Origin of the sequence: Terrisporobacter sp. (assembly GCF_017888745.1) — a bacterium.
Taxonomy (GTDB): domain Bacteria; phylum Bacillota; class Clostridia; order Peptostreptococcales; family Peptostreptococcaceae; genus Terrisporobacter.
The window spans coordinates 1-13,892 of sequence record NZ_JAGHFM010000171.1 but is presented as its reverse complement, the minus strand read 5'-3'; the positions used below and the strand labels follow the sequence as shown (position 1 = coordinate 13,892).

Annotated in this window: 13 protein-coding genes and 1 riboswitch; of the genes, 1 reads left to right on the top strand and 12 read right to left on the bottom strand. The window is 26.3% G+C overall.

Annotated features, from left to right (window positions below; translation table 11 throughout):
* From J7G74_RS08485 to J7G74_RS08425, 12 genes are all read right to left on the bottom strand, one after another.
* The coding region (locus tag J7G74_RS08485; protein ID WP_297134101.1) for an aminotransferase class I/II-fold pyridoxal phosphate-dependent enzyme at nucleotides 1-731 on the bottom strand (731 nt) is incomplete at its 3' end.
* Nucleotides 732-3,203, bottom strand: coding sequence for an aminomethyl-transferring glycine dehydrogenase subunit GcvPA (gcvPA, locus tag J7G74_RS16710; RefSeq protein WP_330616475.1), 2,472 nt, complete (start codon nucleotides 3,201-3,203; stop codon nucleotides 732-734).
* Between the two features lie 326 nt (nucleotides 3,204-3,529).
* Nucleotides 3,530-3,634, bottom strand: a riboswitch (glycine riboswitch).
* A gap of 296 nt (nucleotides 3,635-3,930) precedes the next feature.
* Complete coding sequence (locus J7G74_RS08470) at nucleotides 3,931-4,446, bottom strand: folate family ECF transporter S component (protein ID WP_297134099.1); 516 nt, start codon at nucleotides 4,444-4,446, stop codon at nucleotides 3,931-3,933.
* Between the two features lie 527 nt (nucleotides 4,447-4,973).
* A complete protein-coding gene (locus tag J7G74_RS08465; RefSeq protein ID WP_297134096.1) occupies nucleotides 4,974-5,663 on the bottom strand; it encodes a DUF2628 domain-containing protein in 690 nt (229 codons plus the stop codon).
* A gap of 113 nt (nucleotides 5,664-5,776) precedes the next feature.
* Nucleotides 5,777-6,841, bottom strand: coding sequence for a DUF3810 domain-containing protein (locus J7G74_RS08460; protein WP_297134105.1), 1,065 nt, complete (start codon nucleotides 6,839-6,841; stop codon nucleotides 5,777-5,779).
* 161 nt (nucleotides 6,842-7,002) lie between these two features.
* Nucleotides 7,003-7,935 (bottom strand): FtsX-like permease family protein, encoded by a 933-nt coding sequence (locus tag J7G74_RS08455; RefSeq protein WP_297134093.1) that lies wholly within the window; start codon nucleotides 7,933-7,935, stop codon nucleotides 7,003-7,005.
* A 30-nt stretch (nucleotides 7,936-7,965) separates the two neighbouring features.
* Nucleotides 7,966-8,901 carry an FtsX-like permease family protein gene (locus tag J7G74_RS08450; RefSeq protein ID WP_297134090.1) on the bottom strand — a complete coding sequence of 312 codons (936 nt, stop codon included), beginning with the start codon at nucleotides 8,899-8,901 and terminating at the stop codon, nucleotides 7,966-7,968.
* Entirely contained in the window at nucleotides 8,888-9,643 is a 756-nt protein-coding gene (locus tag J7G74_RS08445; protein ID WP_297134087.1) for an ABC transporter ATP-binding protein, read from the bottom strand. The genes J7G74_RS08450 and J7G74_RS08445 overlap by 14 nt, the downstream gene beginning before the upstream one ends.
* Nucleotides 9,644-9,761: 118 nt before the next feature.
* Nucleotides 9,762-9,995, bottom strand: coding sequence for an ATP-binding protein (locus J7G74_RS08440; RefSeq protein ID WP_297134103.1), 234 nt, complete (start codon nucleotides 9,993-9,995; stop codon nucleotides 9,762-9,764).
* A 12-nt stretch (nucleotides 9,996-10,007) separates the two neighbouring features.
* Complete coding sequence (locus J7G74_RS08435; RefSeq protein WP_297134085.1) at nucleotides 10,008-10,739, bottom strand: sensor histidine kinase; 732 nt, start codon at nucleotides 10,737-10,739, stop codon at nucleotides 10,008-10,010.
* Between the two features lie 29 nt (nucleotides 10,740-10,768).
* Entirely contained in the window at nucleotides 10,769-11,443 is a 675-nt protein-coding gene (locus J7G74_RS08430; RefSeq protein WP_330616474.1) for a response regulator transcription factor, read from the bottom strand.
* 162 nt (nucleotides 11,444-11,605) lie between these two features.
* Nucleotides 11,606-12,559: a 4Fe-4S binding protein gene (locus tag J7G74_RS08425; RefSeq protein ID WP_297134082.1), complete on the bottom strand. Its 954-nt coding sequence runs from the start codon at nucleotides 12,557-12,559 to the stop codon at nucleotides 11,606-11,608.
* Nucleotides 12,560-12,791: 232 nt separating this feature from the next.
* Between J7G74_RS08425 and J7G74_RS08420 the strand changes: the two genes are divergently transcribed.
* Nucleotides 12,792-13,706, top strand: a complete 915-nt coding sequence (locus J7G74_RS08420) for a LysR family transcriptional regulator (RefSeq protein ID WP_297134080.1) — start codon at nucleotides 12,792-12,794, stop codon at nucleotides 13,704-13,706.
* Nucleotides 13,707-13,892 lie beyond the last annotated feature (186 nt).

Sequence of the window (13,892 nt, the reverse complement as noted above, 5' to 3'; positions counted from 1 at the left end):
TAGTATAATAATCCTCCTGCTTCATGGACTAAGGTAGCTATTTCTTCTATATTTCTTTCAAATAAACCAAGTGTACTTGGATTTGTTAACATTAATGCAGCTACTTCATCATTTAATACTTCTTTTAGTTTATCCATATCAACTGAACCATTCTTAGTTGATTCAACTTCAACAATATCAAATCCACACATATTAGCTCTGGCAGGATTTGTGCCATGAGCAGAGTCCGGAACTATTACCTTCGTTCTTTTAAAATCACCTCTAGTCTCATGATATTTTCTTATAATCATTAGTCCTGTTAATTCTCCATGTGCCCCTGCTGATGGTTGTAGAGTTACTTCATCCATGCCTGTTATTTCACATAACATTTTTGATAAGTTGTACATTAGTTCTAATGAACCTTGAGTTGTATCAGTTGATTGATAAGGATGAACTTGAGTAAACTTACAAAGTGATGCCATATCTTCATCTATTTTAGGATTGTATTTCATCGTACAAGACCCTAATGGATAAAATCCTGTATCTACACCAAAATTTTTGTTAGATAATAAAGTATAATGTCTTACTACATCAAGCTCACTTAACTCTGGTAATTCCAAATCTGTTTTCTTTATCATATTATAATCTAACATTTCATCTATTTTTAATGTGTCTACATCTAGTTTAGGAAGAGAATAAGATTTTCTGCCTTCCTTTGAAATTTCAATTAATAAGCTATTATAATCGTTCATTTACATCCCCTCCATAATTCCTATTAATCTATCTATTTCTTCTACACTTCTCTTTTCTGTTACACAAATCAATTTGCATCCTTCTAGTTCTGGATAATCTTTACCTAAATCATATCCGCCAAGTATCTTGTTATCTAATAATTTTTTATTTAATATGTCTATATCAACAGATGACTTTATAACAAATTCATTAAAGAACTTTCCTTTAAATAATGATGTTAATTTTCCACCTTTTCTCATCCTATTTTCAGCATAATGAGATTTTTGTATATTTTGCATTGCAACTTCTTGGAATCCCTCTTTACCCATAGTAGCAAGATAGATTGCTGCACTTAAAGCATTTAAACCTTGATTTGAACAAATATTTGAAGTAGCTTTATCACGTCTTACATGTTGTTCTCTAGTTTGTAAAGTAAGGCAATAACATCTATTTCCGTCTCTATCAACTGTTTGACCAACTACCCTACCTGGCATTTTTCTTATTAGTCCAGATTTAATAGCCAAAAATCCTACATAAGGTCCTCCATAATTCAATGCATTTCCTAAAGGTTGTGCATCTCCAACTGCCACATCTGCCCCTACTTCTCCTGGAGATTTTAAAATACTTAACGTAATTGGATTTACACTTAATACATACATAGCTTTTTTGTCATGAGCTATTTGACCAATTTCATCTATATCCTCTATCATACCAAAGAAGTTTGGATTTTGAACAAGTACACATGCTGTATCTTCATCCACAGCTTCTTTTAATTTATTTAAATCAGTAGTTCCTAATTCTTTATCATAATCTATCTCAACAACTTCACAATCTTTAAATTGCAAATATGTTTTCAATATTTTTCTTGTTTCAGGATGAACAGTTCTTCCAACAACTACTTTTTTACGTCTAGTTTTTGAAACTGATAATAAACATCCTTCCACTGCAGCAGTTGCACCATCATACATGGATGCATTTGCTATATCCATTTTTGTTATTTCTGCTATCATTGATTGGAATTCAAATATACTTTGTAGTGTTCCTTGACTTATTTCTGCTTGATAAGGTGTGTATGCTGTATAAAATTCACTTCTAGATGTTATATGTTTTATAATTGAAGGTATATAATGATCGTAAGCCCCTGCACCTAAAAAACAAGTTAGTTCATCTGTACTTACATTTTTATTTGCAATGTTTTTAACTATCTCACTTACTTCTAATTCTGACTTGGCTTCTTCTAATTCTAGTTCTCTATTTAGCTTTAAGTTCTCTGGTATATCGGTAAATAAATCATCTATAGTTTCAGCTTTGCAGGCTTCTAGCATTTTTACTTCATCTTCATGAGTTGCTGGTATATATGGATATTGCTTATATTCTACTTTCTCTATTTCTGCCTTCTTATATTGTTTTTTATAAAAAGGTCTTTTAACTATTACAGCACTTACTAACTTTTTCCTAACTCTAATTCCTATTTCTGTACCTATTTTTGCATAAGAAGAATCTATAATAGCCATTCCTATAAATTTATCTAATGTGGGAGATTTTAAGCCAGTAGTAACAAATCCTATTACCTTATCATCAACTTCTATTTCATATCCCGCTCTTATCATTCCTTTTCCTTGAACTTCAAAGGCAACTAACTTCATTGGATTCTCACTATTTTTAATCTTTACTAAGCTATCTTTTCCTAAGAAATTATCTTTGTCTAACTTAACAAATATTCCCAGACCACCTTCTATTGGTGATATTTCTTCACTTATTTCATGTCCGTATAAAGGTAAATTTACCTCTGATCTTAAGGTATCTCTAGCTCCTAACCCTGCAGGTGAAATATCATCTTTTCCAATTTCTAATATAGAATTCCATATGTTCTCACTAACATCACTAGAACAATATATCTCAAATCCATCTTCTCCTGTATAACCAGTTCTTGAAACTATACAGTTTTCTCCGCAAATTTTAACATCCTTTTTGAACTTATAAAATTCTATATCAGATAAATCTATGTCTACTATTCTAGAAAGTATTTCTTCTGACTTAGGTCCTTGTATTGCTAATTGACCTATCTTGTCTGATATATTATTTACATCAACATCAAATCTCTCTGATTGTTTTTTTACCCAATCATAGTCTTTATCAATATTGCCTGCATTTATTACTAATAAATAATTATTTTCTTCTATCATATAAACTAATAAATCATCTACTGTCATTCCATTTTCATAGCACATTGGTGAATATATAATTTCATTTTCTTTTAAATTAGAAATATCATTTGTAATTAAATATTGTATAAAATTAAAAGCATCTATCCCTTTAACTTCTAATTCTCCCATATGAGATACATCAAATAATCCTGCACTCCTTCTTACATAATCATGCTCTTTAGTAGCGCTACTATACTCTAAAGGCATTTCCCATCCTGCAAATTCAAACATCTTTGCATTTAATTTTTCATGTACAGGAAATAAACGTGTTCTTTTTAATTCCATAATAAATTAGCCCCCCAATTTTTAATAATAATGAAATAGTATTGTAATTTAATTAGTATAAAAATAAATTTAATCAATAAAAAAATTTACTTCGTTCATGTCGCCAACGACTGCGTCCGTTGCTCAAGTAACAAAGTTGCAAATTATATGTTATCCATAGAACAGATAACATATAATTTCCTTACAATAAAAAAAGGATATGTAGACACTATAAATAGCAGCCACATATCCTCTGTTCTTTTACCTGAAAGTTTCAGTGAGAAAATACTCCTTTTCTTCTTCGGTGACTTCCCACCCATTACTGGGCTAAAGTCTTTCCAGAGTCCCATCAATTTACGATACCTGTGCCTGAAAGTTTCTCATAAAAATTTAATGGCTATTTTTAGATTGCTTCTTCGGCATTTTTAAAAAAATTCTCTCGTAAATCTCATTTGGATTTTATTTAATTCTAATTAAATTATATTTACATCTCTTTCAATAATCAACCATTGTTAATAATAAAACATATAATTTGATTTTGAACTAAGTTGATTCTGATAAAAACCAAATAAAAAAAGTGCCTATAAATTATTCATAAGCACTTGATATATACATTCAATTTGTTTATTAAAAAATGATAGACATCCTTCTCCAATACTAGCCCTTCTGGTTTTGGTATGAACTATTTATTAAAAATTTTATCTAATTAACATTGATAATTAACTATTCATTAAATCTTATTGTTTATTTATACCTGTGATACTTTTGGAAATTTCACTATAATCTTTTTCCATATGATACCTATAACTATAGCTCTTATTGGTATAAGAGCAAGCTCTTTAAAAATACGTGCGGGTAATAATGCAATAAAACCTTTACCCATCATAATAGATAACCAATAAGTACCAAGCCCTAAGTTTACAACTATTGAAATAAGTGATAATGCACATAATATTCTAGACCATGTAGCTGGTTTATTATATAAGAATATTCCATAAATTACACCTGCTAAAACAGCATTTAAAGTAAATCCTGGGAAAAATGAACCTGTTGGAAATAGCATAACACCTATTATATCTGCAATTCCATTTGCTATACCACAACTAACTGGTCCATATAACATAGCAATTATAACTACTGGAACAAATCCAAAACTTATTCTAACTATTGGTGTTTGTATAGAGCAATATCTAGTCAATATAATTTGTAGCGATATCAATAAACTTATTTGTACTAATTTTCTTACATCAAATTTTTTATTCATAAATTTCCTCCTATTCTTAGCTAGCACACAAATAAGTGATCTGTGTGTGGAGGTATTAAAAAAATGATAACAACTTTGTACTATTTCTTATAATGATACTTACCATAAATTTAATCTTTGCCTATCTTTTCAATAGGTAAATATAAATATGTTATATTTACTAAAAGCCTTATAATTATCACAATATATCATAAATAATTTCAAACATATAAAGGACGTGATTATTAATTCCTTAAGAAGTGAATTTCTTAATTAGTCCATGTATCTTCTGTCTTAGAATATGTAAATATTTAAGTAGAAAGGATTCATATATTGATAATAATTATAAAAACTTATCAAGTTAATAATATCACAAACACTTTATATTAGCTTTATAATTATTTTTTTTTATTATTTAATTTTTTTATATCTTAAGTTTTAATTTTACCAACTCTAAATCTTCGATAATAGATGCTAAATTTCATCATATTCACAAAAAAACACACAGATTATTTACTATGTGTTTTATAATTTATAATTATATTTTTTTAATAAAAATATGGTGAAGAAAGCATATAAAAGAATGCTCCTACTACCCCTGCAAGTAAAGCACCAATTACTGTAAGTAATGCTAATATAATAGGAATTACTATATTTACTCCGCCTCTGCTAAGTAATATTCTTTGTTTAACATCCTCATCCATACATTCAACTGATTGTAATTCTTTTTCTATATGTTTTAAGTAAGTTATATTACCATATAATCCTGATAATACTGCTATTATTATATTAATTATAAATCCAGGTAAAGGTATTATAGATGATATTATAAATGACCCTATTAAGATTCCAAATCCATATACATACATTTTTCTATATAAAAACCACCATGAGTTAAAGAAAAATGAAGCCCAGTTCCAGCTTGTTGATTTTTTTAATTCTTTAATGTCTTTAAATTCTGGTATATAGTAATCTGCTTTTTTCTGTATAAAATTAATCATATCTTTCTCATTGAAATTATCACTATATGAATTATTGTAGTTATTATACGTAAAATCTTTATATGTTTGACTAGCTTTTATACTTTCTTTTACTTCTTTTGCAGTATTTCTTACTGTATCTTCTATACTTCTTAACTTATTTCCACAGTTTATACAAAATTTATCACCAGAATAATTCTTTTTTCCACATCTAGAACAATATATGTGGTTTTCATTAAAGTCTGTTCTTTTATCCATAATATTAACTCCCTCATATTTTAATAAGTAAATTTATTATACTATTAAAAATTACTCACCTCAATAAATTATTACTTACTATTATTATATGTAGAATAAAAGTTAAATTACTTTTATTCTATAATTTCCAAAGAATAATATGTAAGCAATAAGTCAACTACCTTTCCATAACTTTCAGTTCCTTCTTTTACTCCATTTGACTTCAAATAAGTACTATTCATCTTATCAGATGCTTCACTAATTTTGCCATCATATTTTTTCCAAAATTCATTACTATCTTTTAAGTCATTCATAACATCTAGAGATAAATTTTCATTTAACTTCTTATAATTTTCATAATCTATAGTAGCCATCGCTGACGATGTATATTTAAGAGCCATAATATATCCAGAATATCTAAAATCAAATTCTTTATTATTTATGCAAGCTATATATGCTAAAAAATTAGCTTCATCTTCACTGGCATATCCCCTTTGATGAGCCATTTCATGAAGTATAGTAAAAGGAAGATAAATATCTGGTACAGCTATATTTACATTTGCTTCTCCTGTAAATGGTGAGTATATACCTGTTATTCCTGTATAACATAATAACTTTGAATTTAAAATAGGCTTTGGAGTAGAATATTTACCTATTTTATCTAGATTTAAGATAGTGACATTTTCATATGCATCCTTTGCTCTAGATAAAACTTCTTTATAATCTCCCTTACACTTCATTATATTTTCTTCATCTTCTAATACCAGCTCTCTAGTTTCATTACATTTTTTTATTAAAAATTTATATAAATTATTAAGATCTTCTTTATTATATTCAACTTCGGTAATGCTTTTGTTATGAGTTTTATTGTAATCTTCAATGAGTGAAGTTTTCAAATCTATTCTGCTATAGTTAATTCCCCATAAAGTTATGAAAATAAAGTAAATTATACCACATACTGATATAATATTTAAAATAGAGCTTTTCATATATGAAAAAGCATTCTTAGGATTTTTAATTATATAAACTATTGAGTATATCATAAATATTACAATAGCTAAAATCCCTATATAAATTAGTATTTCAAATAATGAAAATGGAACCAAACTAGATACTTTGCTTAAAATATTTACTATGTATATATTTATCCCATTGGAATAGTATTTTTCTACTACCCATGGAATTTTTGATGTAATTATATTTAATAAAATGCCTAATACAAATAATGAAATAGATATTATTCTAAATTTTTTTATTTTAATCCCTCCCTAATATATTTAATTTAAATATCCTTCAAATTAATAAAAACCATATTTCTACTTAAATAATAACGTAAAAATATGGTTTAAAAAATAATTATTTATTTTGTAAGATTAATATATTTCTTAGCCGTAACCAAATAATATATTAAATAAATTAAAGAAAATACTAATATAGTTATTAATGTGGATATTTTTCCATCTTGATTAAAGAAACTTGCAACAGAGTATCCAGCTACTATACTATGGATTATAGCTACTAATCCTGGTAACAAGAAAAATATTCCTACCTGTTTAAATATGGATTTATTTATATATTCTTGGCTAGTTCCTATTTTTCTAAGTGTATCAAATCTAGGTTTATCTTTACTTGCATCGGATATACATTTAAAGTACATAATACTTCCTACAGACACTATAAATACTAGTGATAAAAATAATCCAATAAAGTAAATTGAATTAACAAAGTTATAACTTTCTTTGTCAAAATTATCCACACTATACACATGTATGTTACTATTCTCTTCTATATATTTTGATATATTTGCAGTATTTTCAAAGTTTTTAAGGGTAATACATGATATACTATCTTTCTCACTGCCTAAAATTTTACTTATTGAATCATAAGTATCATCATTGACTATTATAATAGGTCTTCCATCTCTAAACGTACCAAATAAATTCATAGTATAAGAATCAATAATACTAATATTTTTATCTCCTAATTTAAAATCCACATTAAAATTAAAAGCATTTATAAGGTTTCCCGGTATAAGGAAGATTGCTTCATTGTCTTTTAATTTAGTATTTAAAAATTTGTTTTCATTCTCTAACTTTCTATACTCACATATCTTTTCTACTTCTGAATATTTTATTAAATCTACATCATCTGTATAAGGAATTGCTCCCATTTCATTTGGATTCTCATTAGTCTCAACAATCATAACTTCTGTATCAAATTTGAAATCTACTTCTTCTTTACTCAAAGTTAAAGCTTGATTTACAATCGTATCATTACTATCACCTAAATACATAATGCTGTAAGGATACTCTGATTCTTGACCTTAGCTAAATAAAGTTTTCATAGAAATTGATACTATTATACATGTTAAACAACATGTTATTAATACAGTAATCTGCCCTAATACTTTATTGTTGTCTCTTATTCTAAAAATAATATTATTAAAACTTAATACATTAGTTCCTTTATATAAAAAATTCTTATTATTAATTAACTTTGATATGACAAATGTAAAAAATCCTTTAAATAATAGCATAGTCCCTATAATAACTAAAACTACAGTACCTATTATCGCTATAGTAAACTGAATATTATATTTCTTATAATAAATAATCAATAGATATGCAAAAATTATTACGATAACTCCTAATAGACCCTGTAATGTTTTATTTTTGCTATTATCACTTTGATATATATTAGTTGCATTTATAAGTTTTGTTATATCTGTTCTTAATAAAGTTATATATTCTTTTATAAATACACAAATTAATATAGCTAAAAACATCAAACTAGTTACAATTATTGCTGGTGTTGATATTTCAAATTTCATAATAGTATTAATATTTGAAACCTTAACAAGTGCCATTAAAAACAATTTATTAGTTAATATTCCTCCAAATATGCCAACTACTAGAGCTATTATTCCTATTAATAATCCTTCCTGAGCAAATAAAAGTGCTATTTTATTATTTTCCACACCCATAAAAGTATAAATCCCAAATTCTTTTTTTCTTTGTTCTATAAAAAAACTACTTGAGTAAGAAATAAAGAATACGAAGAACAAACATAGTACCATAGCACACATCATAGATATAGTTGAAATTACTTTTAAATCTTGTAATGCTCTAAACTGATCACTAAACATAAGGGTTATAAAATTATAAAACACTAAAATAGAAAATACCATAGAGAAAATATACATTCCATAATTTCTTATATTTTGTCTTAAGTTCATAAATGAAAGTTTAAAAAAGTTCATTTACTTCACCTCCCATGGAAGTAAGTAAATTCATTATATTATTATAAAATTCTTTTCTATTTCCACTGCTATCTATTCTAGCATTTAACTTACCATCTTTTATAAATATTACCTTATTAGAATAACTTGCACTAAAAGGATCATGAGTAACCATTATTACAGTAACGTTAAATTTTTCATTCATATCTTTAAGACAATTTAATAGTTCTGAAGAAGACTTGGAATCTAATGCTCCTGTTGGTTCATCAGCAAATATAATTTTAGGTGATGTAATTAAAGCTCTAGCTGCAGCAACTCGTTGCTTTTGTCCACCTGATAATTCATAAGGATATTTTTTTAAATGATTTTCTATACCAAAAAATTTAGCTAGTCTTAATACTTCTTCTTTGATTTTACTTTGTTTTTCATTTCCTATTACCAGTGGAAGAGCTATATTATCTTCTACACTCATACTATCTAGTAGATTATAATCTTGAAAAATAAATCCTATATTATCTCTTCTAAATCTGGATAACTCCTTATTATTCATTTTTCCTATATCTTTATTATCATAATATACACCACCAGAAGTTGGCTTATCTACAGTTGATAATATGTTTAACAATGTTGTCTTACCTGCTCCAGAAGGACCCATTATAGATAAAAATTCTCCTTCTTTTACTTCTAAATTTATATCTTTTAGTATCTTAAATGTATTTTTATTTGTTTTAAAATCTTTTTTCAAATTAATAACTTTTAACATAATACCCTCCAAATTTCTAATATTTATTATACTTATATTCTATAAATTTCTAACAATGGATTCCATTCATTAACCTTACAGTTTTAAGAGGGTATGTGTCATTTATGTCACATTGATGTTACATTACATTAAAGTAATCTGATAAGTTATAAAACGTAATATAAATATCACAAAACTCATCTTGTTTAGATATTACATCTATATTATGACTTAATTTATTTAATATTTTTTTAGATATATAAAGCCCCATACCAGTTGATTTAGTTCTTTTGCGACCATTCACTCCAGTAAATCCTTTATCAAAAATTCTTTCAATATCTTGAGGTGCTATCCCTAAGCCATAATCTTTTATATGTAATTCCGTTCACTTTTTATTTTCTTTTAAATATATCTCTATTTTTCCACCCATATTGCTATACTTAATAGCATTATCAACTATTAACTCTATTATATGAGTAATCCATTTTTTATCGGTTAATACAGTTTTATTCAACTCTTCCACTTGTAAATCTATCTTGTTATATATAAATTGGTACTTATTTTTCTTAATTACTTCTTTTACTGCATGTTCTAAATTTACTTCACTTATGAAAAAGTCTGAGTTATAATTGCCTGCTCTACTAGAATACATGGCTTGCTCAACAAGTTTATCTATACGACTTAATTCACTGTTTATTTGCTTAAATAACTGCCTACTTTCATCAATTTCATTTATCCTTTTACTTATTATTTGAAGTACTGATATAGGTATTTTCACCTCATGTATCCAGTTAGTCATATAATCATTGATTTCTTCAAGTTCATCTCTCAAGTTATCTACTTCCTTCTGACTTTCTTCAATTTTTTCCATGACCTTCATATAAAAATAATTATCTTTAATATAGTTGTCATCTTGACTTGGATCATTTATAAAATTTATAAATTTATTTTCTTTTTTTCTATATGTACTATAAGATATAATCAAAAATACTATAGAAGTAATTATGACTAGTATATTTATATAAATCAAACTATCTATACTTTTAGATAAATTGGGGTCTAACAATATAACTGTATTTACTATAATCATTATAAAAACGATTAAAATTAAAAACATTTTTATCTCCTTTAAATATTTAAAAAAACTCATCTTATTATATATCCCTGCCCTTTTTTAGTTAAAATAAAATCTTCTAACCCTATTGTATCTAATTTTTTTCTAAGTCTATTCACATTTACAGTAAGGGTGTTTTCGCTTATAAATTCATCTGTATCCCAAAGCTCTTCTATTATTTCATCTCTACTTACTATCTTCTCTTGATTTTCCATAAGTATTTTCATTATTTTAAGTTCATTTTTAGTAAGTTCTACTTCTTTGTTTTTAAAATAAAGTTTTGATTCAACTATATTCAAAGTTATATCTTTAAATTTTATAATGTCACTTTTTAGTTCACTATTATAAGAATATGTTCTTCTAAGTATTGCTTGGATTTTAGCAACTAATATCTGTGGCGAAAATGGCTTCATAATATAGTCATCTCCTCCCATATTTATTGACATTATTATATCCATATCATTATCCCTAGATGAAATAAAAATTATAGGAACATTTAAAAAGTTTCTTATTTGAGAGCACCAATAAAAACCATCATAACATGGTAAATTTATATCCATTAATATTAATTTTGGATTGCATTCTAATACTTCATTAGTTATATTTTCAAAGTTTTTAACTTCTTTTACAGTATAATTCCATTTACTTAACGTTAAACTAATCTCCCTACTTAATGCTTTATCATCTTCTATTATAAAAATATCCATTATGTATACCTCTTTATTTTTTATTTTATAAATATATTATTATGTATTTTAATTATATCCCATATATATTTTTATTACCTTATTAAAACTACATAAAATATAAACATAATAGTAAAAAAGTATCTCACTTAATAGCAAGATACTTTCTTCATTTATATTAAATTAGCAAGTAGCTCCTCCAGCTACATTAGTTTCTCCATTTATTATTTCTTCTTTTCTTTGTAATAAATCATTAGATAATAATTGTTTTTCCACATTTTCAAATCCTATACGATTTATAGTTGCTGCAAAACGCTCACCAGTTATACCTTGATCTTTGTATAATAATATAGCTTTCTCTATTATATCAAGTGCCTCTTCTTTATTGGTGAATATTTTATTTAGAGCTATACCATGTGAAACTCTTTTTCCCCATGTTCCACCTATATATATTTTAAATCCATGTTGACTATCTGTTATAGATTTAAATGGACATTTTCCATCACAACGACCACAATGTATACATTTTTCTTCATCTATTTTCAATTTTCCGTCTACTACTTCACATGCATTCATTGGACAATTTTTTGAAATAACACATTTTTTACATCCCTTACATAAATCTTCATTAAAATTTGGTATACATTGCCCTATTATTCCTAAATCATTTAGATTAGGTTTAACACAATTATTTGGACATCCTCCTGTTGCTATTTTAAATTTATGTGGTAAAGTTACATCTCTATAACCCTTATAAAATCTAGTGTGTATTTCTTCTGATAAAGCGAATGTATCTATTAAACCATACTGGCAAGTAGTACCTTTACATGAAACTACTGGACGTATTTTTTTACCTGTTCCCCCAGTTTCAAGACCTTCTTTTGCAATATATGATCTGAAGTCTTCAATTTTATCATATGGAATTCCTTGTACTTCTACTGTAAGTCGAGTTGTAAAAGTTATTACTCCGTTTCCAAATAACTCTGCTGCTTCAGCTATACATTTGTGTTGAGCTGCAGTAATTTTTCCATTCACTGTTATTACTCTTCCTGAAAAATTATCAGTTCCCTTATTACTCAAAAAACCTAATGCCTTTACTCTTTTCTCATCTGCTGAACTTATTGTTAAAGTCGCCATATTATTCTCCCCCTTTGTAAATTACTTTTCATCAATCTGTAATCATTTTAAATGTATATTGTGAGTTATGTAAATCATACTAGATTACATTTTTTACCTTTTATCTCCATATCAACTTAATTGTAGCACTTGAGATTGTATTTTAAAAATGGTATTATCTTATCAATAATATAGGTAAAACCTATTGATAAGATATAAATTAGCATAATTTTTTGATAAAGGAGGGATTATTATGACTATTCGTCACTTAAGAATTTTTATAGAAGTGGCAAAAACAGGTAATATGAGTTTAGCAGGTGAAAATTTATTCATTTCTCAACCAACAGTAAGTCAGGTAATACGTGAATTAGAAAATCATTATGGCGCTATGCTTTTTGATAGATTATCCAAAAAACTTTATATAACTGAATTTGGAAAAGAACTTTTAAGATATGCTATTGATGTTGTAGATCAATTTGATAACTTAGAAAAAGCTATGAATAATAGTTCAAATATAGAAAACTTAAGAATTGGTGCTTCTGTAACAGTAGGTACTTACATCCTATCAAAAGTGTTAAAAGAGTTTCATAAAATAGCGCCAAATGTAAATACTTACTCTTATGTTAATAACACAAGTACAGTAGAAAAAAAATTGATAAAGTCTGAACTTGATATGGCAATCGTGGAAGGAGATATTCAATCACCTGATTTAATAACTATACCTGTTATAGATGATTACTTGGTTTTATTATGTAAAAATAATCACTCTATTTTAGATAATAAGAATCTACAATTAACAGATTTAAAAAATCAAAGATTTGCTGTTAGAGAAGGCGGTAGTGGAACAAGGGATTTCTTAGAACATCTTTTATCTAAGCATAAAATTTCTGTTCAAATAGCTTGGGAGGCTAGTTCAACAGATACTATAAAAAGAGCAATCTTAGATGACAATTGCTTATCTCTTTTATCAATTCATACATTTGAAGAAGATATTTTAGATAATAAAATTCAAATCATAAATAACATAAATTTAAGCCCATTTAAACGTTCTTTTAAATTGGTTTATCATAAAGATAAAATATTATCCTCTTCTATGAAAGTATTAGAAGATCTTTTAAGAAAATACAAATACTCAGATATGATGGAAAATTTAATATTGCATAAATAAAAATAGCAGATTTATGATTGTATATTATTGAACCCTATAATTTGAAATAGTAATTATACTTTTAGGTAAAACTAATCTATATTAACTATTAAATATATGATAAAATATGGCTACAAATAACAATAAGGGAGGTTTTATGTTGAATAAAACTGATGCATTTAAGATTTTGAAACTGTCACTAGGAAG

Bases quoted from the DNA above. Each gene is read 5' to 3' on its own strand.
- gcvPA (WP_330616475.1), bottom strand. From the start codon at position 3,203: ATGGAATTAAAAAGAACACGTTTATTTCCTGTACATGAAAAATTAAAT.
- J7G74_RS08470 (WP_297134099.1), bottom strand. From the start codon at position 4,446: ATGAATAAAAAATTTGATGTAAGAAAATTAGTACAAATAAGTTTATTG.
- J7G74_RS08465 (WP_297134096.1), bottom strand. From the start codon at position 5,663: ATGGATAAAAGAACAGACTTTAATGAAAACCACATATATTGTTCTAGA.
- J7G74_RS08455 (WP_297134093.1), bottom strand. From the start codon at position 7,935: ATGTATTTAGGTGATAGTAATGATACGATTGTAAATCAAGCTTTAACT.
- J7G74_RS08450 (WP_297134090.1), bottom strand. From the start codon at position 8,901: ATGAACTTTTTTAAACTTTCATTTATGAACTTAAGACAAAATATAAGA.
- J7G74_RS08445 (WP_297134087.1), bottom strand. From the start codon at position 9,643: ATGTTAAAAGTTATTAATTTGAAAAAAGATTTTAAAACAAATAAAAAT.
- J7G74_RS08435 (WP_297134085.1), bottom strand. From the start codon at position 10,739: ATGTTTTTAATTTTAATCGTTTTTATAATGATTATAGTAAATACAGTT.
- J7G74_RS08430 (WP_330616474.1), bottom strand. From the start codon at position 11,443: ATGGATATTTTTATAATAGAAGATGATAAAGCATTAAGTAGGGAGATT.
- J7G74_RS08425 (WP_297134082.1), bottom strand. From the start codon at position 12,559: ATGGCGACTTTAACAATAAGTTCAGCAGATGAGAAAAGAGTAAAGGCA.
- J7G74_RS08420 (WP_297134080.1), top strand. From the start codon at position 12,792: ATGACTATTCGTCACTTAAGAATTTTTATAGAAGTGGCAAAAACAGGT.